This window comes from Aeromonas sp. 603079 (assembly GCF_049172135.1).
Classification (GTDB): Bacteria; Pseudomonadota; Gammaproteobacteria; order Enterobacterales; family Aeromonadaceae; genus Aeromonas; species Aeromonas veronii.
The window spans coordinates 60,104-81,468 of record NZ_JAAKPX010000014.1 but is presented as its reverse complement, the minus strand read 5'-3'; the positions used below and the strand labels follow the sequence as shown (position 1 = coordinate 81,468).

The following is a 21,365-nucleotide window of genomic DNA, read 5'->3' as shown; positions in this document are numbered from 1 at the left end:
CGCCTTGATTACACAGAGGAAAAGCGTACTGACTTCAACATCGGCAAATTATTGTTTGCTTTTTATTCATTTCGAGGAGAGAATGCTCGTCGGCTAGTTAATCAGCCCTGTTTATGTTTACCCTGCAATGCTTCACCTCACGATGAATCCTGCCAGTACCCGCATAACCTTCTTCTGATTTACTCGCCTTGAGAACCGTCAGGCTGTCTGCCTGCGTTGCCCGGCTCTCACGGTGCAGACCCGATCTGCCCACCCAATTTGATTTATGCATCAGCATATTCCTTGAAAGTGCAGACGCCCTTTAACCGGGCTGGGTATTCCTGCGCGCTTGTCGTTCACCCAATCGACCGCGCCCATTGACCTGACATTTGCCAATACAAGGAGCAAACACCTAATTTATATAGAGAAATACCATGATGAAAGCAGTACAAACACACAAGCCCCTGCGTCGTAGCAAGCCCATCAACCTGCCTGTGCAAGAGCACGACAATGATGCGTTTCTGATCCAGTTCAGCACCCGCTTCAGCGGCGGTTTCGCCATCTCCTGTGATGGTATCGCTGGCGAGTTCTCCATCGAAGACCTCAACTGATCCTGCCTGCCCTCCGGCAGCGCCCGATGCAGACAGGCCGCAACTCACGGCGGCCTCTTTGCTTCTCTCACGCCTTTCGCCAGACCCGGGCTCTTGCTTGTCACTCAACCTGACAGCTACCTCGCCATTCGCTTTTCAGCTCTCTGACCTTGATCACTGCTCCAGCAGCAGGCACTCATCGGCATCTTCGCTCAATTTGACCAGTCGACTGCGCACCAGCCCCAGCTTGGCCAGCAGGCCGATGGATCGCTCGTTACCCGGAGTGACGATGGCAACTACCTGCCCGATCCCCAATCGGCTTTTGCCATCGGCAAGAGCGGCCTGCGCCGCTTCAATGGCGTAGCCCTGACCGCGATATTGCGGCAGGAAGGCGTAACCGATATCGACCTGCTCCAGGGTATCGCGCTTGATCAGACCGCATATACCGAGGCTGGCACCGTCCTCTTTGCGCTCCACCAGATAGAGGCCATGACCATGACGGGCATAGCTGACTGCCGGCCCCTGCTGGATATACTCCTGCGCCTGTTCGAGGGTGCGAATGCCCCGATCACCGATGTAGCGATAGAAGTCACCGTCATTGAGCAGCTCAAGGATGAAGGGGGCGTCGGTGGCGATCATTTCGCGCAGGATCAGGCGGGAGGAGGCAATCATGGCAAGGGCTCTCAAACGGAAAGTGAAGGGCAAAGAGTGCCCCGTCACTCCCGGGCTGGCAAGCCTGTGGCACCATCACTCATACAAAAGGGGCCGCAGTGCGACCCCTGACGAGATGGGAGAAACGGGCTCAGGCGGCCAGCAGTCCGGCATAGCCGTTGCCCTGCTCGCGCAGCGCAGTGAACTGGGCAGCGCAATCGGCCCAGCTCAGCCCCAACGCATCTGCCACCTTGTGGGGCCACTCAGGGGGCGCCTCTTCCCCCACATCGGACTGGGCCGCCAGCACAATGGCCAGATGGATCAACCCGGCCTCGGCGGAAAATACCTTGGCCAGCATGGGATTGTAGTGATACTCCACCGCATTGCTGATGGTATCGGGAAACTTCCAGTAACGAGCCATGGCCGCCCCGACCTGGGCATAGTTGAAGCCGACCACCAGCTCTTCTGCCTTGGCCCGCCCCTTGTGCAGCTCCAGATCGTGAATGTGGTGGACAGTGTTTTCAGGCAGCCCCACGTGCATCACCAGCCGGCCAAGATCGTGCAGCAGAGCGCAGGTAAAAACCTCATCTCCCTTCATCCCTTTCTTCACCGCCAGACGGCGGGCCAGTTCAGCCACGTTGAAGACGCAGCCCCAGAAATGTTTGAGATCAATGCCGGGCACGGCCTTGACCGATTCGGTGAGCCCGCAGGCCAGCACCATGTTGCGCACCATCGCCAGTCCAAGCCGCACCGCGGCTTCATTGACGGTGCCGATCTGACGACTGCTGCCGAATTTGGCCGAGTTGGCCAGCCGCAGCAACTTGGCGGAGATGACAGGGTCCTTGTTGATCAACTTGCTGATCTTCAGCAGATCCGGATCCTTTTCATTGAAGGTCTGGATCAAATCGCGCATCACTTCCGGGATCTGGGGCAGTAGCTTGGGCTCGGCCAGCAGGGAATCTATCGTGGGCATAGGCGTGTCCATCCATGTTATCTGTGTTCCAACCTGTTTGCCTTGGCAAACTCTTCCTAATTATGGGTAACAAATGGCCTCCCCATCGGATTGTTTATTCGCTGGCTGTTCAAGGTGTTAGTCCCATTCAGGCTATACTGGCCGCCACATTCACTGTTGCGGATATCCCATGAACGACACTCAGGAATTTTTTGATGAAGACGCGCTGCTGGAGATGGTGGAGAACCAGCTCAACGACGGTCACCCGCCCCATGTGAAGGCGACCCTGATGCGGCTGGTAATGAAGGGCACCCCGCGGGAAGAGGCGCTGCAATATATCGCCTGCGCCCTCGGGGCCGAGCTGATGGCGATGGAGGCCGATCAGGGCCCCTTCAATCTGGCCCGTTACGGCGAGTTCCTCGACAGCCTGCCCGAGATGCCGTGGGCAGACGACTGACCCGAGCTGGATAACGGATGCAAAAAGGGCGGGTGCCAATGGTCCCGCCCTTTTGCATGGATCCACTCCGGATCAGAACTGGGAGTTGATGATCACCTCTTCCCCCAGCGCCCCTGCCAACGGCAGTGGCCGATAGCTGGAGTTGGCGGCCCGCAGCAGCCGAATGCCGCGAATGCCGACCTCCTGCGCCGCCTTGATATCCCCATCGGCGTCGCCGTAGAAGAGCGTCATCTGCTTATCCTTGAGCCACTGCACCTTGGTGTTCTGGCCCGGCTGATCACCGGCGAAGATCACCGGATTGAGCTGGTCGGCCGGAATATTCATGGTCTGCTGCAGGATCTGGCTCACGGTCTCGGTCTTGGTGGCTAGCCCCCCATTTTATCCGCCCGGGATAAGCCTCCACCAACCAGGATATGACAAGCCTCTTTTGACCCTAGATATCGGCTGGAAGAGCCAGAGTGGGCTATAACTGCTTAACACCCGCTATTGATATCAAAATCAACGACTCTCTCTGGAGATGCCATGGACGCGCACACTTCCTCTTCCAATACCACAGGTTCGGCCCCTTCCACTCATCATGCCGGGATAGACACCCTCGATCAGGTGCTGGTACGGCTCGAACTCTCGCCAGAGGGGCAGATCCTTGATGCCAACCCGCGATTTCTGAGCCTCATGGGCTACACGCTGGATGAGCTCTCCGGCAAGCACTACGGCATGCTGCTCTCCCCGGACCAGGTGCAATCCGCCACACATGACACCTTTCAGGCCGCACTGCGCAGCGGCTCCTCGCAGGAGGACGAGCTTCACCTGCTGGACAAGCCGGGACGGGATGTCTGGATCCGTGGAGCCTGCAGCCCGGTTCTGGATGACAATGGACAACTATCTCGTATGACTCTGTACGCCATGGATCTGACCGGGCAGAAGCAGCTCACGGCCAGCTTCGAGGGCCAGCTCAATGCGCTGAGCCGGGTCATGGGCAAGGTCGAGTTTTCGCTGGAGGGCACCATACTGGATGCCAATCCACGCTTTCTCGACATAGTGGGTTACCAGCTGGAAGAGCTGAAAGGGCAACACCACAGGCTGCTGGTTGACCCAGACTACGCCCAGTCGGCGGATTACCTCGCCTTCTGGGACACGCTGCGCCGGGGCGAGTTTCTGGCTGGCGAATTCTGCCGCCTGAACAAGCAGGGACAGGAGGTATGGATCCAGGGCTCCTACAACCCCGTGCTGGATCTGAACGGCAAGCCCAGTAAAATCGTCAAGTTTGCCACCGACATCACGGCGCAGGTGGAGCAGCACCGCCAGCTCAAACAGGCGATGGTGGAAGCGGAAGAGGCCGCCAGAGTGCGCGAGGAGCTGCACAAGTCTCTGCAAGAGATGTCGACCCCTGTCACCCCTATCTGGGACGGGATCCTGCTGCTGCCACTGGTTGGGATCATCGACTCCATGCGCACTGCCGACGTGATGAACAAGTCGCTCACCAAGATTGCCGAAACCCGCGCCCGGGTCTTTGTGCTGGATATTGCCGGAGTCGCCACCGTGGACACTGGCGTCGCCAACCAGCTGATCAAGATCACCAAGGCGACCCAGTTTATGGGCTGTGAAGCCATCATCTCGGGAGTATCCCCCGCCATTGCCCGTACCATGGTGGAGCTGGGGGTGTCGGTCGGTGACGTCCGTACCACGGCGACCCTGAGAGACGCCTTCGAAATAGCGCTCAAACGGGTTGGCTCAGCCCTCTAGGTCGCGGCAATGACCATGCAGCTCAACAACGATCTTGGCATCGCCGATATGGCCGACTGCATAGTAGTCAGCATGCGCCCCGATCTCGGAGACGACGGCATGCAGATGCTGATGCAGGCCCTCTCCCAGCGACTGGTACACGGGCGTCACCATGCAGTCTTGCTCGACTTCTCCGGCGTCATGCTACTGGATCACCATGAATTCAGACAGGTTTGCAAACTTGCCGAGGTGTGCCGTCTGTTGGGTGCCACCTGCCTGCTGGTAGGGCTCAATGCCGGGATCGCCGCATTTCTGGCGCTAGCCGAGGCACAGCCCGGGCCACTGCGCTGCTTCATCGACATGGACGACGCTTTTGCCCATGTCAGCCGCCTCCAGGGCGAGGAGTAAACCGCCATGATACAAGAGCATGCGACCCGGGAGGCCAGCTATCCGCTACGCCACGATATCGATCTGCACCTGGCTGTGATGTCGGTTCGTCGGCTCCCATTTATCGCCAACCTATCCGACGTGGATCGCGCCATGCTCTCCACCGTGGTCTCCGAACTTGGCAGCAATATCCTGAAATACGCCGGGCAGGGGGAGATCACCCTGATGCTCCATCACCCGAAGGGGAGATCCTGCATCGACATCATCGCCCGTGACAAAGGGCCCGGCATATCGGATGTCTATCAGGCCCTGCAGGATCACTACAGCACTTCCGGCACCCTGGGACTGGGACTGCCCGGCGTGCGGCGCATGATGTCAGAGCTCACCATCAGCACACCGCCGGAAGGGGGCACCCTGGTGCAGGCGCGCAAATGGCTGGTTTCTGTACCCTCGGTCCCACGTCTCATCACGCCCACCCAACAATGGGGGCAGGCAGGTCTGACACTGGTCTGGGCTAGCGAAAACAGACCCTGTTATCCGGAAAAGGTCTCCGGCGATCTGGTCTTTATCCGGCCCACATCCGACGGCGTCTTGCTGGTACTGATCGATGTCAGCGGCCACGGCGCCTCGGCCAACAAGCTGGCACTGATACTGCAAGAGGCGCTGCAAAACACCCCTGAACAGGAGCCGGCACCTCTGCTGCAGCTGTTGCACCAACACTGCATCGGTACCCGGGGAGCGGCCGCTGGCATAGCCCTAGTCAACAGTGAACGGGGGGAACTGAGCTACGCCGGCATCGGCAACACCCGCATCTGTCTGCGCGGCCATGACCTCTGGCGCGGTATCTCCCGTGATGGGGTGCTGGGGGAGCGCTTCCCCACCCCCTTGCTGCAACGCCAGCCCATCAAGCCGGGGGATGTGCTGATGCTCTATTCGGATGGCATCAGCGAGTCACTCAACCTGCGTGACGGCGCACTGGATCTGGGGGCTGATCCCGTCATTCTGGCCCGTCAAGTCATAGACCATAGTGGGCGCAGCACCGACGATGCGAGCTGTATTGTGCTGCGGGTACAACCAGAGAAGGAGCGCTAGATGCGGCAGCTGATCGGTGATATCAGGCTCTCTGGCCCGACGGCAGCCCTCACCGCCAGACGCAAGGTGATCCAGGTGCTCACCTGCATCGACAAGAGCCCCACCTTCGTGGCGCCGCTGGCGGGTACCACCTCGGAGCTGGTGCGCCAGCTGACGGCAACCATCGACTCGCTGCAACTCCAGCTTTGGCTGGAGAGCAATACGCGGGAGCTGTGGGTCTCCCTCTCGGCCGACGAGCCACTGCAGCACAACGCACCCGGTGCAACCCATGGCAGCATCCGGCTGGTTCCTCATGCTGACACCGCCATCGCTCTGGTATGCCACCTGCCACACTGGCCCGATGACGCTCTGCTGTTGCAGATGCAGCAGCAGTTCGCTGAACCGACCCGGGATGAGCTGTTCGCCGTGATGCAGACCAAGAATCAGGAGCTGGAGCAGGCCTATGAGCTGGCAGAAAGCGCAACCCGGGCCAAAAGCGATTTTCTCGCCAACATGAGCCATGAAATCCGCACCCCGATGAACGCCATTCTGGGTATGGCCCACCTGGCCCTGCAAACACGCCTCGACTCGCAGCAGGCTGATTATCTGGGCAAGATCCAGCGCTCGGCCCATCACCTGCTCGGCATCATCAACGATATCCTCGACTTCTCCAAGATCGAGGCGGGCAAGCTGGATCTGGAGCAGATCGAGTTCGATCTCGACCATGTGCTGGAAAATCTGGCAACCCTGGTGGGCGAGAAGGCCGAAGCCAAAGGCATAGAACTGCTGTTCGAGGTCGATCACCAGCTAGACACCCTGCTCTATGGCGATCCCCTGCGGCTCGGCCAGATCCTGATCAACTACGCCAACAACGCAGTCAAATTCACCGAGCAGGGGGAGATACTGGTCAAGGTCACTTGTCTGGAGAAACGACCGCAAGAGGTGCTGTTGCACTGCTCGGTGCAGGACACGGGGATCGGCATGAGCCAGGAGCAGCAGCAACGGCTGTTCCAGTCTTTCCAGCAGGCGGACAGCTCCACCACCCGCAAATACGGCGGCACCGGCCTCGGGCTCGCCATCTCCCGCGAACTGGCGGCACTGATGGGAGGGGAGGTCGGCGTGCAGAGCGAACCGGGCAAGGGAAGCACTTTCTGGTTTACTGCCCGACTCGGCCGCGGCAGATACCGCTCACGCTATCTGCCAAGTCTGGATCTGCGTGGCCGCCGCATACTGGTGGTCGACGACAGTGCCAGCGCCCGCACCATACTGGCTGCCCTGCTGCGCAGCATGAGTTTCGTGGTCGACACCGCCGAATCGGGTCAGCAAGGGCTGCAGATGATCGCCTGTGCCGAGCAGGAAGGTAACGCCTACGAGGTGGTGCTGCTGGATTGGCACATGCCCGGGCTGGATGGCATAGAGACGGGGCGCCGCCTCATCGCCCGCGGCCTTGGCAAGCGGCTTTATCGGGTCATGGTGACAGGTTATGGGCGGGAAGAGATTTTTCGCGAAGCAGAGGCCGCCGGCTTTGATAGGGTACTGGTCAAACCAGTCTGTGCCTCTGTGTTGTTTGATACCATCATTGGGCTGTTCGGCCAGCAAACCACGGCGACTGCCTTGAAGCCCACCCAGCCTACCCACAACTATCGCTTCGAGGGACTCCGTATACTGCTGGCAGAAGACAACGAGCTGAATCAGCAGGTGGCCATGGAACTGCTGCGAGCGGCGGGCATCGACGTCAGCATTGCTGCCAATGGTGCCATTGCTCTGGAAATGGCTGCGCAACAACCATACGACCTGATCCTGATGGACATGCAGATGCCGGTGATGGATGGACTGACTGCCACCCGTCAGTTGCGCCAGCAAGAGAGCGAAGGGCACCACACTCCGATCCTCGCCATGACGGCCAATGTCATGGCCGGTGACCGGGAACGCTGTCTGGCGGCCGGTATGGATGACCACATCGCCAAGCCCATCGACCCCGACAAGCTTTATGCCGCACTGCAGTGCTGGGCCCCTGCCTTCAGCGTTGAAACCGATGCAATACCCAAGAGCGCACCTTCACCACAGCACCAGCCATTGCAGCCTCAGTTAAGAGCGCTCGGACTCAATGCCGAAGCCGCCCTGCAACGGCTGATGTACAACTGGGGGTGGTATCAGGATCTGCTGCAACGATTTGCCCAACAGGGCACCCGGCCCATGCAGAGCCTGATCGCCGCCCTGCAGAAGAACGACCGGGAGGAGGCCCATCGTCAGGCCCATACCCTCAAGGGGATTACCGCCACTCTGGGCGCCGAACCACTGCGGGGTATCTCGGCCAGGCTGGAGAGTGCACTCTCCCGGGGGGATGACACCACCAGCCTGCTTCCACTGGCGGAACAGGGGCTGCAGATGCAGCAGCAACTGAGCGATGGCCTACAGGCCCTGCTACCCACCCAGACCACAGCCGACCTGCCGGAGCAAGAACAAGTCGACCTGGCGCCCCTGCTGGCGCAGCTGATCCGGCTGCTGGCGGAAGATGATGCCGGAGCTCTGACCCTGTTCCAGCAGCATCAGCAGCAGCTGACGAGAGTGCTGGGAGAGACGGCATCCAGGATGGCTGACGCCATTACCGGCTTCCGTTTTACGGATGCACTTGCACATCTGCAACGAGTCCGGGCCCTCAGGCCCGATCTGTTCAACCAAGAGTGAGGGCACCACCATGCTCAACCTGCTGGATCCCGATACCAAGCCCACCCTGCTGGTGGTCGATGACACCCCTGAAAACCTCTCATTGCTCAGCGCCTTGCTCAGCCCACAATACCGGGTCAAGGTCGCCATCAGTGGCCAGCGGGCACTGGAGATACTGTCATCAGACTCCCGGGTAGATTTGATCCTGCTTGATGTCGTGATGCCCGGGATGGATGGTTATCAGGTGATGCAGGCATTGCAGGAGATGCCGCAGGCACGGCATATTCCGGTGATTTTTCTGACTGCCAAGGTAGAGGAGAGCGCCGAGGCACATGGACTGGCTCTCGGCGCCGTGGACTATATTCACAAGCCGATCTCCCCCGCCATCGTGCTGGCCCGCGTCAGAAACCACCTTGAGCTGAAGGCGGCACGGGATCTGCTACATGACCAAAATGCCTATCTGGAGCAGGAGGTGGAACGACGCACCCGAGAAAACGAGCTGATCCAGAACATCACCATCCACTCCCTCGCCTCTCTGGCCGAAACCCGGGACAACGAGACCGGCAACCACATTCTGCGCACCCAGCATTATGTGAAGCTATTGGCGGAAACTCTCTGCGAGCACCCTCGCTTTCGTGCCGAGCTGACCCCCAAGACAATAGAGCTGCTGTTCAAGTCGGCCCCCCTGCACGATATCGGCAAAGTCGGCGTACCGGACCGGATCCTGCTCAAACCTGGCAAACTCGATGAAGATGAGTTCGCCCAGATGAAACACCACTCCACCCTTGGCAAGGAGGCCATAGTCCACGCCGAGGAAGCGCTGGGGGTAGAGGTGGAATTTCTGAGACTGGCCAAGGAGATCGCCTGCTACCACCACGAGAAGTGGGATGGCACCGGCTACCCCTACGGTCTGATAGGAGATGAAATTCCCCTCTCGGCCCGACTGATGGCGCTGGCAGATGTGTACGATGCCTTGATCAGCAAGCGGTGTTACAAGGCAGCCATGACCCATGCAGAGGTGGTGCCCATTATTTTGGCGGGAAGGGGCAACCATTTTGATCCCGACATCACGGATGCCTTCGCTCACATCCACGTGCAGTTTCACGAGATCGCGCTGCGCTACAACGACGACAAGAGCGATCAGGAGGCCAAACTCGACTAGGTGCTGGAATCAGCAGGCAACAAGTCAGTGAAGATGAAACCATCGCGCTCCACCGTCTCCCCCGTGCAGATCGCCAGCGGGCGCAGAAACATGGGACCATCCCAGGCCAGAGTGTGAAACTCGCCGTTCTCGCCGCACGGATCGACCCCCGCCGGCAGCGCCGCCAGCAGTGCCTCGTCAAAATCGTGGCCCCCCAGGCTGGCATCCAGCTTGTTCGGGTCGAGAGCACTGATCCGCGCCTTCAACCCAGCGGCCACCATCTGCGACGCCAGTTCACGGGTATTGCTGCCCCACAGCGGGAACAGTGGTTCGATGCCGGTGCCTGCCAGCTGCTTTTCACGGTAGGCGCGCACATCCTCAAGGAACAAGTCGCCAAAGGCCATATGGCGGATCCCCTGTGCCACCACATCGGCGATAAAGCCGGTCATGATGCGGGCGTAATCCTCGTTGCTGCAGGGCCAGGGCAGATCGATGGTGATGAGGGGCAGCCCGACGCAGGCGGCCTGTTCGGTCAACAGCTGCTTGCGCACCCCGTGCATCGCCACCCGCTCGAATGCCTGATTGAGGGTGGTAAACAGCCCCACCACCTCGATGGCGGGATCCTGCCGCAACTGATGCAGAGCCCATGCGCAATCCTTGCCGCTGCTCCAGGAGAGCAGTACCCGTTTCTTTTCCATCATTCCTCCGCCAGCGGGGCACTCGGATTGCCCCAAAAAGATGCAAGACAGTGTTGCGAATTGCGCGATTTACACACAAGAGGCAGGCAGCATACTCTCGATCACCTGTATATACCCCTTGTCCGGGGTGACAATAACTAAAAAAACCGATGGGAAACATACGGATATGACCACGACCACACAACAACACGATCACGCCCGCCCCCTCAATCGACAGGATTACAAAACTCTGAGCCTGGCTGCCCTCGGCGGCGCGCTGGAGTTTTACGACTTCATCATCTTCGTCTTCTTCGCCGTGGTCATCGGCGAGCTGTTCTTCCCGGCCGACATTCCCGAGTGGCTGCGCCAGTTCCAGACCTTCGGCATCTTCGCCGCCGGTTATCTGGCCCGCCCGCTTGGCGGCATCATCATGGCCCACTTTGGCGATCTCATCGGTCGCAAGCGGATGTTCACCCTCAGCATCATCATGATGGCGCTGCCGACCCTGTTGATCGGTCTGCTGCCCACCTATGCGGTGCTCGGCATCGGCGCCCCCATCGCCCTGCTGGGATTGCGGATCCTGCAAGGCGCCGCCATCGGCGGTGAAGTGCCGGGCGCCTGGGTATTTGTCGCCGAGCACGTTCCTGCCCGTCGGGTCGGGGTCGCCTGCGGCACGCTCACGGCGGGATTGACGGCCGGCATCCTGCTCGGCTCCCTCATCGCCACTGCGGTCAACAAGAGCCTGACCCCGGCCGAAGTGAGTGACTGGGGCTGGCGAGTTCCCTTCCTGCTGGGCGGTATCTTCGGCATCGTCGCCATGTACCTGCGTCGCTGGTTGCACGAGACCCCGGTTTTCGCCGAGATGAAGGCCAACAAGACCCTGGCTGACGAGCTGCCCCTCAAGTCGGTGCTGCGCAACCACAAGAGCAGCGTGGTGGTCTCCATGCTGCTCACCTGGCTGCTCTCCGCCGGTATCGTGGTGGTGATCCTGATGACCTCGACCTATCTGCAGAAGGTCTATGGCATCAGCCCGGCGGACGCCCTGACCGCCAACTCGCTGGCGATCGTGGCCCTGACCCTCGGCTGCATCGTTTATGGTCGACTGATCGACCTGCTGGGCAGCGGTCTCACCTTCATGTTCGGCTCCCTGCTGCTGGCGGGCTCCAGCTACGCCTTCTATCACGGTCTGGCGGCCGGTACGAGCCAGCTGGTGCCGCTCTACATGCTGGCAGGCTTTGCGGTCGGGATTGTCGGCGCCGTGCCTTACGTGATGGTCAACGCCTTCCCGCCGGTGGTGCGTTTCTCCGGTCTGTCATTCTCCTACAACGTGGCCTACGCCATCTTCGGCGGCCTCACCCCGATGGCGGTGACCCTATGGATGAAGAGCGACATGCTGGCCCCCTCCCACTATGTGGTGAGCCTGTCGGTGCTGGGTTTCGCCATCGGTCTTTGGCTCTGGTTCCAGCAACGGGCCATCCGGCAGCAGCAAGCACCGCAAGCGGCCTGACCCGAACAACAAGCCCCGGTATCTGCCGGGGCTTTTTTGTACTGCTTATGTTCAGTTTCGCCAGCATAAGATAGCCTCCCTCTTGAGTCAGGTGACCACCTGGATCAAGGTATTCCCATTCATCCCTGCTATCCGAGGCTCAACATGTTCTTTCAGGTCGTATTTCTCGCTTTGCTGGCGTTGCTGCCCATGGTCAATCCGCCTACCACGGCCACCCTGCTGCTGGGGCTGAGCAAGGGGATGTCGCGCGAACATGTGCGACGTCAGGTCAATATGGCGGCCATCTATCTGTTCTGCACCCTCTGCATCACTTTCTTTATCGGATCCTCGATTCTGGATCTGTTCGGTATCTCCATTCCGGGTTTGCGCCTGGCCGGGGGGCTCATCATCGGCTTTATCGGCTTTCGCATGCTGTTCCCCGCCCCCAGCCAGCAGAGCGGGGTCGATATCAACCAGAGCATCGCCTTCGTACCACTCACCATGCCCAGCATGTGCGGGCCGGGCACCATGGCGCTGGTAATAAGCGGGGCAGCCCAGATTGCCGAGCTGCCTGACGAGTACAACCGCCTCACCATCTATGGCGCCATGGTCACTGCGTTTGCCCTGATGAGCCTGATCAGCTGGGGAGTATTGAAGCTGGCGGATCCGGTCTGCAAGATCCTTGGCGCCACCGGCATCGATGCCATGACCCGCATCATGGGCTTCCTGCTGGTCTGCATGGGTATGCAGTTTTGCATCAACGGCATCAAGGAAGTGGCACAGGATCCGGTCTTCCACGGTGGCCAGGCCGTGCAAACCGCACCGGCGCTACCGCAGGCTTCCGGCACGTTTGATCAGTTGCCGCAAAAGCCCGTCAGCCCTGATTGAAAACGGTATCAAAAAGTCCCTGACGATCTGCACTGATCTTGTTCCTGATCATGTTATTGACACAAAAATGGGTTAGTTTGTTTTTTATACAGACTTTATTCAGACGGACGCTGATAGGTTTGTTGATGAATACCCACTCAACTTCAGGAGAGTATGCAGATGGAGAAGATACTGACCGAAATAGGGAGCCATAGCCTGTTTCACGAGTACCTGAACGTGGTTGGGATTGCGAGCCCATCCCTCGCCAAGATTGAGCAACACTGGGAATATAAAAAGCGGGAGCAGCTGGTCGCCAAAATCCAGATCGATAAGCAGGGCAATGCCCGTTACTTCATCGATGCTCGCGCCATATCCATCAACTGATACCGAATAACCAGCCAGCCCCGCTCCACCGAACGGGGCTTTTTGTTGTCTGCGATCCCGCACTCGCTGACCCGCATTATCTCTGCTGTTGCCAGAAGCTCTGTTTGTTTTTTGTACAGCGCTCATTCAGCTCGACATGGCTATCTTGTATCTGCCCCCCTTGTTCCAGAAGAGTGCCCATATGACCAAGATGCTGACCGAAATCGGCAGTCATAGCCTGTTTCACGAATACCTGAATGTGCTCGGCATAGCCAATCCAGCTCTTGCCAACATAGAACAACTGTGGGAACACAGGCAGCAAGAGAGGCTGCTCGCCAAAATCCAGATCGACAAACAGGGCAAAGCCCGTTACTTCATCGACGCCCGCGCCATCTCGGTCAATTAACACCGATGATTCTGCAAGCCCCGGCCTACTGACCGGGGCTTTTTGTTGCATGCCCATCAAGCAGGCTAGCCAATCCCCCTGTCCCCCCCTCTTCTCTCCATACTCCTCTAATGGAATTTTACCTCCTTTAAAAACAAATTAATTGGAATAATTAATTATGCGATACCGATCTCATAATAAAAATCAAAAATCGAGCATGATGACCCGCATCGAGAAGAATGATTTACGCCGGGAATGGCGACGACCTGAAGTAGAGGAAGCGATGACCATTGACCTATCAAGCATGATTACCGAAACCCGCAATCCAGCCAGCATCGAGATCGATCAGCTCCCGACGCTGGATATGCTGCGGATCATCAATCAAGAAGATCAACACGTTGCAGTGGCTGTAGGCCAACTGCTGCCCGAGATCGCCAAGGCGGTCGATGCTATTGCAGCCGCATTTGGCAAAGGCGGCCGCCTGATCTACATCGGGGCTGGCACCTCCGGACGCCTCGGCATCCTGGACGCCAGCGAATGCCCGCCCACCTACGGGGTCTCTGCCGAGCTGGTCATCGGCCTGATTGCCGGGGGCCACAAGGCCATACTGCAGGCGGTGGAGAATGCCGAAGACGATGCAGAACTCGGTGCCAACGATCTTAAAAATATCCACTTCAGTGCCCACGACGTGCTGGTGGGTATCGCAGCCAGCGGGCGAACCCCCTATGTGCTGGGCGCCATGCAATATGCCAGGAGCCTGGGTGCCACAGTGTGCAGCATCAGCTGCAACCCGGGCAGCCCGCTCGCCAAAGCGGCCGACATCAGCATGGTCGCCGTGGTCGGCCCCGAGATTGTGACCGGCTCCTCCCGCATGAAAGCGGGCACAGCCCAGAAGCTGATCCTCAATATGCTCTCGACCGGCGCCATGATCCGTACCGGCAAGGTCTACGGCAATCTGATGGTGGATGTGGAGGCGACCAACGCCAAACTGGTGGAGCGCCAGAAGCGCATCGTCATGGAAGCAACCGAATGTGACCGTGGCACGGCCGAGCAGGCTCTCGCCGCCGCAGATAACCACTGCAAGACCGCCATCGTAATGATCCTGGCCAATATCTCCGCCAGCGAAGCACGAGAGCGGCTGAAAAGCAGCGGCGGCTTTATCAGCAAATGCACAGATTAATCGGCCGACCGCACATTGGCCGCGCCAGCAATGGCGACAGGATAACAACATAAGCGGGGGCATCCGCCCCCTCACATCAGACTGACCGGGTTCTTTATGGCAAAAATAACTGATTCCATGATTGGCCAGATCATCCAGGCCATCGGCGGCCGGGATAACATCACCAACTGTGGCCACTGCATGACCCGCTTGCGGCTGAGCCTGGCGGACAGCCTGCATGCCGATCGCGATACCATCAAACGGATCGCCGGGGTGATGGGGGTGATTGAAAGCGACAACCAGTTCCAGATCGTGCTTGGTCCGGGCAAAGCCCAGACCGCCTGCGAAATGATGAACGGCATGCTGAGTGCGGACGCGGGCATCCTCACCGCCCCCCGCCCGCAATCAGCGGATCTTGTCGACATCGCCGCCGCCAACAAGCAGGCGCTGAAGCAGAAGCAGAGCAGTGCGGCGCATCGCTTCCTGGCCAAGTTTGCCACCATTTTCACTCCGCTGATCCCCGGTTTTATCGCTGCGGGTCTGCTGCTCGGCTGCGCCACACTGATCGAGCAAACCCTGCTGCTGGAAGGGCAGCAGACAGGAGGCATGCTGGCCGAATTTGTTGGCTACATGAAGCTCTTCAGCAAGGGATTGTTCAGCTTCCTCAGCATACTGATCGGCTACAACGCCCAAAAGGCGTTTGGCGGGTCCGGGGTCAACGGCGCCATCATCGCCTCTCTGTTCGTCATGGGTTATGACCCCCAGGCCAGCAGCGGAATCTATTCCGGTATCACCGACTTCTTCGGCCATCAGATCGATCCCCGCGGCAACATCATCGGTGTGCTGATCGCATGCATCATAGGCGCCTCGGTTGAGCGCCAGGTTCGCCGCTACATACCGGACAGTCTGGATATGATCCTCACCTCCTGCATCACCCTGCTACTCATGGGGGCTGTCACCTTTGTCCTGATCATGCCCCTCGGCGTACAGCTCTATAACGGCATGTCCTGGCTCTTTATCCACCTCAATGGCAATCCGTTCGGCACCGCTATTCTGGCCGGACTGTTCCTTATCTCGGTGATGTTCGGTATCCATCAGGGGTTCGTGCCCGTTTACTTTGCGCTGATGGATGCTCAGGGCTTCAACTCCCTGTTCCCCATCCTGGCACTGGCTGGCGCCGGGCAGGTCGGCGCAGCACTGGCGCTCTACAGCCGGGCAGGCAAAGATTCTCTGCTGCGCACTCAGGTGAAAGGCACCATCATCCCAGGCATTCTCGGGGTCGGTGAGCCGCTGATCTACGGCGTCACCCTGCCGCGGGTCAAACCCTTCATCACGGCCTGCTGCGGTGGTTCGCTGGGGGGCTTCGTGGTTGGCCTGATCTCCTGGATGGGTCTGCCGGTCGGCCTCAACACCGTCTTTGGCCCATCCGGTATCGTCGCCCTGCCGCTGATGACCTCCGCCCAGGGGATCTTCCCCGGCATGATGGTCTATGCGGTCGGCCTCACCGTCGCCTACCTCGGCGGCTACCTCTTCACCCTGATGTTCGGCTGCAAGAACGTCGATCTGAGTTAATCACTCCTCCGGATTTCTAGCCAAGGTCTGGCCCCGAGCAATCGGGGTCATGGCCAAACTCATCCCGGCTCTGGCACAGAGCCCGTACAGGAACGATAAAAAATGAAAAAATCCATGCTTGCTCTGGTTCTTCCCGCACTGCTCGGCACAGGTTCCGCTCATGCGGCCGTCATCTATCAGGCTGACGATGGCTCCAACGTCGACCTCTACGGCCGTCTTGGCTTCAATATTTCCGACAAGAAGAGCGGCAATGATCAGGGTGACTTCGATGGCCGTATCGGCTTTACCGCCCGTCAGACCGTCAATGACGATGTCGCAGTGATCGGCATGGCGCAATATCAGGTCAATGCAGCCGAATACGCCAACAACGTGCAGAAGAACAGCAGCGACCTCACTGCCCGTTACGTCTGGGCAGGGATCGATGGTGGTCAGTGGGGCAAGGTGACCGGCGGGCGCGTCTCTTCCGGCCTCATCATGTTCACCGATATTAGCGATGTGTTTGCCGCCTCTGATGTCTCCATGGCTCGTCAGGCCAGCAAGGTGGACTCCACCGCCGTGCAGGTGTTCCGTCAGGATGGCACCCTGCAGTACCAGAACACCCTCGGCAATCTGGATCTCTCGCTCGCCTACATCCTTGGTAACGGTACCTCGGATCTTGATTACGGCTACAACGGCGCCCTGCGCTACACCTTCGATCTGGGCAATGCAGGCAAACTGGCTCCAGTCGTGGCGTATCAGCAGACCAAAGCCGCCCAGAGCAGTGGCAGCAAGGTCGATCCCAATGCCGATGAGTATCGCTTCGCCGGGATCGGTACCCGCTACTATCTCGGCCCTCTGATGTTGGGCGCCCTCTATAGCAAGGATCAGGTGACCTATCGCGATGGCCGTGCCGACAGTGAAGACAAGGTGTGGGAACTGACCGCGGTGTATGACATCAACCAGAAGTGGGCGGCCCGCGCAGGCTATCGTCACCTCGTCAACGAGGGGGGCGACCAGATGGCACTGCGCGATACTACGCTGGAACTGCAATACAAGCTCACCCCGCGATCTTCCCTCTACAGCGCCTATGTGATCCGCAATGGTGAAGATGGTCTGGCTGGTAGCACCATCACCAGTTTTGGTGGCAGCAGCAACAGCGAGAGCTTCTACCACCTCGGCCTGCGCTACGAATTCTGATCTGGTTGCCGGCCTGCGGGCCGGCTCCTTCATGGAGTCTTATGATGGCACGATCCTCCCTGCTCTCTCCCCTACTATTATCCCCCCTGTTTGCCCTGCTGCTCAGCGTACCGGCCACGGCCGCCCGACTGGAGCTGGCCGATACCCTCACCCTGCTCGCTTCGCCACAGGGCAAACCCTCGGCCTTCACCCGGACCATTGAGCTCCCGGCGGGAGAGTCCCGACTGCTGGTGCGCTTTGACAGCCCAAGTGACCCTCGCTCCACCAACGAGAGCCAGGGACGCGTGACCTCGGCTCCTCTGCTGGTTACCCTTACAGCACCATCACAAGGGACGCTGCAACTGACCCCCCCGGTGCTGACCAGCTCCTCGGCTATCCGCCAGTTTGCCGCCAGCCCGGCCCTGCTGCTGAGTGACGACAAGGGCACCTCACAGCCGCTGGCACTACAAGCCCTGCCACGCAGCCAGGATAGTCTGGGCACCGATTACCAGGCCCTGCTGGAAAGCCATACGCCAACAGTAAGCCCGGCCCCCATTTTCGCAACACAGGCCGCAACTACTGCTCATACAGCTTCGGCACTTACGCCGGAGCAGGCGGATGCCACCCTGCGGGAACTCTATCTGGCGGCCGATGCCAAGCGGCGTAAAGCCTTTATCCGCTGGGCCCTTGACCTCTAGCAGACAACAAAAAACCACCTGTTCAGGTGGTTTTTTGTTGTACGGATGATGCAGCGGGAGAGCCGGCCTCACTCCTTGTTGAGTCGGTCGATGGCATCCCGGGTACCATCGATCAGGGCCCAGGCTCGCTCGTCTCTGCGCTGCACCAGGCCAAGGAACAGGATGTCGGTAATGGTGTTCTGGGCGGTACGGGAGGAGATGGAAGAGATACGCAGTTCGTTCTCCTCCGCCACCGTATCCAGCACCATGTCGGCCATCTGGCGCAACTGGGTTTGCCGGAACGAAGTCACGGCAATCAGGGTGGCACCATTGCGCTTGGCCAGCTCGGCCGCCGCCAGCACATCACGGCTGGCGCCAGAATAGGAGATGACCAGCTGCACATCACCCGGCCCCAGGGTCTGGGCGATGGAGATCTGCACATGGCTATCCTGGGCAAACAGGGTAGTTACGCCGATCTTGAGCAACTTGTACCAGAGATCCTTGGCGGTCAGTGCCGAACCGCCAATCCCCACCAGCTGTACTCGCCCGGCGCCATCTATGGTGTCGAGTACCTGCTTCAGCAGAGCACTGTCGAGAGCCTGAGTGGTCTCGATAATAGAATTTATCTTCTCCTGCGCCAGCTTCTTGGCCATGGTCTCCAGATCATCGTCTCGCCCGATGCCATTGTAGAGATCACCGACAGTGTCGGTCTTGATGGCATGCTTGCGCCCCAGATCCTCGCTGACCGCCAGCTTGAAGGCGGTGAAGCCCTTGAACCCGATCTTCTGGGTGAACTTCACTATGCTCGACTGGCTCACCTCCGCCTGCTGGGCCAGCTCCTGAGAGGAGAAGTGGGTCACCTGTTCCGGACAGGAGAGGATGTAATCGGCAATCTTGAGCTCGCTGGGGGAGAGCTGGCTCCTGATATTGGATATTTTCGACAGGGTAAGCATGGTTTCTCTCTGTTCTTGTTCTGCGTCGAGGCTTACTGGGTGCCACCCACGGTGAGCTGATCCAGTTTAAGGGTGGGCTGGCCGACACCGACCGGCACGCTCTGCCCCTCTTTTCCGCAGATACCGACTCCGCGATCCAGTGCAAGATCGCTACCCACCATGGAGACCTGGCTCATCGCCTCGGGGCCGTTGCCGATCAGGGTCGCCCCCTTGATGGGGGCAGTGATCTTGCCATCCTCGATGAGGTAAGCCTCGGAGGCGGAGAAGACAAACTTGCCGGAGGTGATGTCCACCTGACCGCCACCGAAGTTGGGGGCATAAATACCCTTCTTTACCGAGGCGATGATCTCGGCCGGATCGTACTGACCCGCCAGCATGTAGGTGTTGGTCATGCGCGGCATCGGCATGGCGGCGTAGGATTCGCGGCGACCGTTGCCGGTGAGCGGCACCCCCATCAGACGGGCATTCTGCTTGTCCTGCAGGTAACCCTTGAGAATGCCATTCTCGATCAGCACGTTGTAGCCACCCGGCGTCCCCTCGTCATCTATGCTGACGGAGCCACGCCGACCCGGCAGGGTACCGTCATCGACGATGGTGCAGTGTTTGGAGGCCACCTGCTCGCCGATGCGGCCAGCAAACGCGGAAGAGCCCTTGCGGTTGAAGTCCCCCTCCAGACCGTGACCCACTGCCTCGTGCAGCAGCACGCCGGGCCAGCCGGCGCCGAGCACCACCGGCATGGTGCCGGCCGGCGCATCGATGGCGTCGAGGTTGACCAGCGCCTGACGCACAGCTTCGCGCACATAGCCAAAGGCACGGCTCTCCAGCCCGTCCAGTTCGAGGAACCAGTCGTAACCAAAGCGGCCGCCGCCACCGGCACTGCCGCGCTCGCGACGATCGCCCTTCTCGGCAATGACGGTCACAGACAGCCGCACCAGTGGGCGAATATCGGCAGCCAGGGTACCGTCGGTCGCAGCCACCAGCACCTCTTCATAGACGCCACTGATGGAGGCCATCACCTGGTTGATGGCGGGGTCCAGACTTCTGGCAAACTTGTCCATCTGCTCCAGCAGGGCGATCTTCTGCTGCTTGTCGAGGGTCTGTAGCGGATCCATGGCCGGATAGAGCAGGTTCGCTTCGGTGCGCGCCCACGCCTTCACCTTGCCGTGAGCACCGGCAGCGGCGATGCCACGAGCAGCAGTCACCGACTGTTGCAGCGCCAGCAGGCTCAGCTCGTCCGAGTAGGCGAAGCCGGTCTTCTCGCCGCTGACGGCGCGCACCCCGACCCCCTGATCGATGTTGTAGCTGCCATCCTTGACGATGCCATCTTCCAGCATCCAGGACTCGTGCCAGCTGCGCTGGAAATAGAGATCGCCGAACTCCACCTGATGGCTCATCAGGCTGCAGAGCAGCTGCTGCAGGCGCCCTTCGTCGAGGTCGTTCGGGGCCAACAGGGAGGCACTAACCTGGCTCAATAGACTCAATCTTCTTCTCCACTCTCGTAACGAGCTGTTTTAAATCGTCTTGCCGACGGGTTGGCAACAAGCCACACCATCACAACAAACGGGCATGCTCCAGCACGGGCAAACGGCTGCGTTTCAATTTTTCACCACACCATCAGAGCAAACGGGCGTGTTGCAGCACTGGCATGGTGCGTTTCAATTCGTCGATAAGCCCGGGCTCCATCTTCGCCAGCACTGTGCCGCGCCCGGACTCTTTGCTGGCCAGCACCCGGCCCCAGGGGTCGATCACCATGCTGTGGCCCCAGGTCTGGCGCCCCGTTTCGTGAGTGCCGCCCTGATTGGCCGCGACTACGTAGCACTGGTTTTCGATGGCGCGAGCCCGCAGCAGCGGCTCCCAGTGCGCCTCGCCTGTCACGGCGGTAAAGGCGGCAGGCACCAGCAGCACACGAGCTCCAACTCGGGCCAACTGGCGGTAGAGCTCGGGAAAGCGCAAATCATAACAGATCGAGAGGCCGAGGGGACCAAAGGGGGAGTCCACCAACACAGGAGCCTCCCCAGGGCTGAAGGTCTCCGACTCCCGATAGCGGCCGTGATTATCCGCCACATCCACGTCGAACAGGTGGATCTTGTGGTAGTAGCCCCTGAGCTCACCGCTTGGGTCAAACACCAGCGAGCTGGTGTGGATATGGTCAGAACCTGCGATGGTGGTCGGCATAGCCCCGGCCACCAGCCAGATGCCATAATCGCGGGCCCATTCGGCCAGTTGTTGTTGAATGGGCGTTGCTCCGCTCAGAGTGGCGCTGGGATCGGAGCCGATTGCCTCGGCCCCATCCAGATAACCCTGCCGTTCGCCAAACAGGGCAAAGTTCTCCGGCAACAGCACCAGCAGCGGCCGCTCTTTGGGCAAGGCGGCCAGCTCGGCGGCGATCTGCTCCCGGTTATCCTGCCAGTGACGGCCAGATACCAGCTGTATTGCGGCTAACCACATGACGTT

At 59.7% G+C, this 21,365-nt stretch carries 22 protein-coding genes; 15 read left to right on the top strand and 7 right to left on the bottom strand.

Annotated elements, in window-relative coordinates:
- Positions 1–413: 413 nt before the first annotated feature.
- Complete coding sequence (locus G5287_RS12195; protein WP_005340085.1) at positions 414–590, top strand: hypothetical protein; 177 nt, start codon at positions 414–416, stop codon at positions 588–590.
- Positions 591–743: 153 nt separating this feature from the next.
- Here G5287_RS12195 and G5287_RS12190 read toward each other — a convergent pair whose 3' ends face one another.
- Positions 744–1,241 (bottom strand): GNAT family N-acetyltransferase, encoded by a 498-nt coding sequence (locus G5287_RS12190; protein ID WP_227341506.1) that lies wholly within the window; start codon positions 1,239–1,241, stop codon positions 744–746.
- A gap of 130 nt (positions 1,242–1,371) precedes the next feature.
- Positions 1,372–2,193, bottom strand: a complete 822-nt coding sequence (locus G5287_RS12185) for an HDOD domain-containing protein (RefSeq protein WP_201937502.1) — start codon at positions 2,191–2,193, stop codon at positions 1,372–1,374.
- Between the two features lie 169 nt (positions 2,194–2,362).
- Between G5287_RS12185 and G5287_RS12180 the strand changes: the two genes are divergently transcribed.
- On the top strand, positions 2,363–2,629 hold the full coding sequence (locus tag G5287_RS12180; protein WP_106844155.1) for a hypothetical protein: 267 nt from the start codon (positions 2,363–2,365) through the stop codon (positions 2,627–2,629).
- Between the two features lie 72 nt (positions 2,630–2,701).
- On the opposite strand, the gene G5287_RS12175 is transcribed toward G5287_RS12180, so the two are convergent.
- Positions 2,702–2,977 carry an HAD family acid phosphatase gene (locus G5287_RS12175; protein WP_321537281.1) on the bottom strand — a complete coding sequence of 92 codons (276 nt, stop codon included), beginning with the start codon at positions 2,975–2,977 and terminating at the stop codon, positions 2,702–2,704.
- Between the two features lie 174 nt (positions 2,978–3,151).
- Here G5287_RS12175 and G5287_RS12170 point away from each other — a divergent pair, with 174 nt between their 5' ends.
- Genes G5287_RS12170 through G5287_RS12150 form a run of 5 tightly spaced genes read left to right on the top strand, consistent with a single transcriptional unit; the run spans position 3,152 to position 9,638 of the window.
- Positions 3,152–4,372, top strand: a complete 1,221-nt coding sequence (locus G5287_RS12170) for a PAS domain-containing protein (protein WP_216952764.1) — start codon at positions 3,152–3,154, stop codon at positions 4,370–4,372.
- A gap of 15 nt (positions 4,373–4,387) precedes the next feature.
- Positions 4,388–4,759: an anti-anti-sigma factor gene (locus G5287_RS12165; protein WP_216954502.1), complete on the top strand. Its 372-nt coding sequence runs from the start codon at positions 4,388–4,390 to the stop codon at positions 4,757–4,759.
- A 6-nt stretch (positions 4,760–4,765) separates the two neighbouring features.
- Positions 4,766–5,830 carry a SpoIIE family protein phosphatase gene (locus G5287_RS12160; protein WP_421231355.1) on the top strand — a complete coding sequence of 355 codons (1,065 nt, stop codon included), beginning with the start codon at positions 4,766–4,768 and terminating at the stop codon, positions 5,828–5,830.
- Entirely contained in the window at positions 5,831–8,497 is a 2,667-nt protein-coding gene (locus tag G5287_RS12155) for a response regulator (RefSeq protein ID WP_216952762.1), read from the top strand.
- Complete coding sequence (locus G5287_RS12150) at positions 8,436–9,638, top strand: HD-GYP domain-containing protein (RefSeq protein ID WP_216952761.1); 1,203 nt, start codon at positions 8,436–8,438, stop codon at positions 9,636–9,638. The genes G5287_RS12155 and G5287_RS12150 overlap by 62 nt, the downstream gene beginning before the upstream one ends.
- Here G5287_RS12150 and G5287_RS12145 read toward each other — a convergent pair.
- Positions 9,635–10,315: an adenine nucleotide alpha hydrolase gene (locus G5287_RS12145; RefSeq protein WP_216954501.1), complete on the bottom strand. Its 681-nt coding sequence runs from the start codon at positions 10,313–10,315 to the stop codon at positions 9,635–9,637. The genes G5287_RS12150 and G5287_RS12145 overlap by 4 nt on opposite strands.
- A 166-nt stretch (positions 10,316–10,481) precedes the next feature.
- Between G5287_RS12145 and G5287_RS12140 the strand changes: the two genes are divergently transcribed.
- The 8 genes from G5287_RS12140 to G5287_RS12105 all read left to right on the top strand — a co-directional run bounded on the left by G5287_RS12140 (position 10,482) and on the right by G5287_RS12105 (position 17,979).
- Positions 10,482–11,801 carry an MFS transporter gene (locus G5287_RS12140; RefSeq protein ID WP_421231354.1) on the top strand — a complete coding sequence of 440 codons (1,320 nt, stop codon included), beginning with the start codon at positions 10,482–10,484 and terminating at the stop codon, positions 11,799–11,801.
- 144 nt (positions 11,802–11,945) lie between these two features.
- On the top strand, positions 11,946–12,668 hold the full coding sequence (locus G5287_RS12135) for a MarC family NAAT transporter (protein ID WP_151287145.1): 723 nt from the start codon (positions 11,946–11,948) through the stop codon (positions 12,666–12,668).
- 159 nt (positions 12,669–12,827) lie between these two features.
- On the top strand, positions 12,828–13,031 hold the full coding sequence (locus G5287_RS12130; protein WP_216952760.1) for a hypothetical protein: 204 nt from the start codon (positions 12,828–12,830) through the stop codon (positions 13,029–13,031).
- A gap of 181 nt (positions 13,032–13,212) precedes the next feature.
- Positions 13,213–13,416: a hypothetical protein gene (locus G5287_RS12125; RefSeq protein ID WP_041209699.1), complete on the top strand. Its 204-nt coding sequence runs from the start codon at positions 13,213–13,215 to the stop codon at positions 13,414–13,416.
- Between the two features lie 262 nt (positions 13,417–13,678).
- The gene (gene murQ, locus G5287_RS12120) at positions 13,679–14,575 is read left to right on the top strand and encodes an N-acetylmuramic acid 6-phosphate etherase (protein WP_227341511.1); all 897 of its coding nucleotides are present in this window, start codon (positions 13,679–13,681) and stop codon (positions 14,573–14,575) included.
- A gap of 96 nt (positions 14,576–14,671) precedes the next feature.
- Complete coding sequence (gene murP, locus G5287_RS12115) at positions 14,672–16,126, top strand: PTS N-acetylmuramic acid transporter subunit IIBC (protein WP_421231353.1); 1,455 nt, start codon at positions 14,672–14,674, stop codon at positions 16,124–16,126.
- Positions 16,127–16,228: 102 nt separating this feature from the next.
- Positions 16,229–17,302 carry a porin gene (locus G5287_RS12110; RefSeq protein WP_421231352.1) on the top strand — a complete coding sequence of 358 codons (1,074 nt, stop codon included), beginning with the start codon at positions 16,229–16,231 and terminating at the stop codon, positions 17,300–17,302.
- A gap of 41 nt (positions 17,303–17,343) precedes the next feature.
- Complete coding sequence (locus tag G5287_RS12105; RefSeq protein ID WP_227341513.1) at positions 17,344–17,979, top strand: DUF2057 family protein; 636 nt, start codon at positions 17,344–17,346, stop codon at positions 17,977–17,979.
- A gap of 68 nt (positions 17,980–18,047) precedes the next feature.
- On the opposite strand, the gene G5287_RS12100 is transcribed toward G5287_RS12105, so the two are convergent.
- The 3 genes from G5287_RS12100 to G5287_RS12090 all read right to left on the bottom strand — a co-directional run bounded on the left by G5287_RS12100 (position 18,048) and on the right by G5287_RS12090 (position 21,359).
- Positions 18,048–18,911 (bottom strand): SIS domain-containing protein, encoded by an 864-nt coding sequence (locus tag G5287_RS12100; protein ID WP_041209636.1) that lies wholly within the window; start codon positions 18,909–18,911, stop codon positions 18,048–18,050.
- Between the two features lie 32 nt (positions 18,912–18,943).
- Complete coding sequence (tldD, locus tag G5287_RS12095; RefSeq protein WP_421172673.1) at positions 18,944–20,392, bottom strand: metalloprotease TldD; 1,449 nt, start codon at positions 20,390–20,392, stop codon at positions 18,944–18,946.
- Positions 20,393–20,525: 133 nt separating this feature from the next.
- Positions 20,526–21,359 (bottom strand): carbon-nitrogen hydrolase family protein, encoded by an 834-nt coding sequence (locus tag G5287_RS12090; RefSeq protein ID WP_421172672.1) that lies wholly within the window; start codon positions 21,357–21,359, stop codon positions 20,526–20,528.
- Positions 21,360–21,365 lie beyond the last annotated feature (6 nt).

What these genes read in the sequence shown, in the direction of transcription:
- G5287_RS12195 (WP_005340085.1), top strand. Translation starts at nt 414, where the DNA reads ATGATGAAAGCAGTACAAACACACAAGCCCCTGCGTCGTAGCAAGCCC.
- G5287_RS12190 (WP_227341506.1), bottom strand. Translation starts at nt 1,241, where the DNA reads ATGATTGCCTCCTCCCGCCTGATCCTGCGCGAAATGATCGCCACCGAC.
- G5287_RS12185 (WP_201937502.1), bottom strand. Translation starts at nt 2,193, where the DNA reads ATGCCCACGATAGATTCCCTGCTGGCCGAGCCCAAGCTACTGCCCCAG.
- G5287_RS12180 (WP_106844155.1), top strand. Translation starts at nt 2,363, where the DNA reads ATGAACGACACTCAGGAATTTTTTGATGAAGACGCGCTGCTGGAGATG.
- G5287_RS12170 (WP_216952764.1), top strand. Translation starts at nt 3,152, where the DNA reads ATGGACGCGCACACTTCCTCTTCCAATACCACAGGTTCGGCCCCTTCC.
- G5287_RS12165 (WP_216954502.1), top strand. Translation starts at nt 4,388, where the DNA reads ATGCAGCTCAACAACGATCTTGGCATCGCCGATATGGCCGACTGCATA.
- G5287_RS12160 (WP_421231355.1), top strand. Translation starts at nt 4,766, where the DNA reads ATGATACAAGAGCATGCGACCCGGGAGGCCAGCTATCCGCTACGCCAC.
- G5287_RS12155 (WP_216952762.1), top strand. Translation starts at nt 5,831, where the DNA reads ATGCGGCAGCTGATCGGTGATATCAGGCTCTCTGGCCCGACGGCAGCC.
- G5287_RS12150 (WP_216952761.1), top strand. Translation starts at nt 8,436, where the DNA reads ATGCACTTGCACATCTGCAACGAGTCCGGGCCCTCAGGCCCGATCTGT.
- G5287_RS12145 (WP_216954501.1), bottom strand. Translation starts at nt 10,315, where the DNA reads ATGGAAAAGAAACGGGTACTGCTCTCCTGGAGCAGCGGCAAGGATTGC.
- G5287_RS12140 (WP_421231354.1), top strand. Translation starts at nt 10,482, where the DNA reads ATGACCACGACCACACAACAACACGATCACGCCCGCCCCCTCAATCGA.
- G5287_RS12135 (WP_151287145.1), top strand. Translation starts at nt 11,946, where the DNA reads ATGTTCTTTCAGGTCGTATTTCTCGCTTTGCTGGCGTTGCTGCCCATG.
- G5287_RS12130 (WP_216952760.1), top strand. Translation starts at nt 12,828, where the DNA reads ATGGAGAAGATACTGACCGAAATAGGGAGCCATAGCCTGTTTCACGAG.
- G5287_RS12125 (WP_041209699.1), top strand. Translation starts at nt 13,213, where the DNA reads ATGACCAAGATGCTGACCGAAATCGGCAGTCATAGCCTGTTTCACGAA.
- murQ (WP_227341511.1), top strand. Translation starts at nt 13,679, where the DNA reads ATGACCATTGACCTATCAAGCATGATTACCGAAACCCGCAATCCAGCC.
- murP (WP_421231353.1), top strand. Translation starts at nt 14,672, where the DNA reads ATGGCAAAAATAACTGATTCCATGATTGGCCAGATCATCCAGGCCATC.
- G5287_RS12110 (WP_421231352.1), top strand. Translation starts at nt 16,229, where the DNA reads ATGAAAAAATCCATGCTTGCTCTGGTTCTTCCCGCACTGCTCGGCACA.
- G5287_RS12105 (WP_227341513.1), top strand. Translation starts at nt 17,344, where the DNA reads ATGATGGCACGATCCTCCCTGCTCTCTCCCCTACTATTATCCCCCCTG.
- G5287_RS12100 (WP_041209636.1), bottom strand. Translation starts at nt 18,911, where the DNA reads ATGCTTACCCTGTCGAAAATATCCAATATCAGGAGCCAGCTCTCCCCC.
- G5287_RS12090 (WP_421172672.1), bottom strand. Translation starts at nt 21,359, where the DNA reads ATGTGGTTAGCCGCAATACAGCTGGTATCTGGCCGTCACTGGCAGGAT.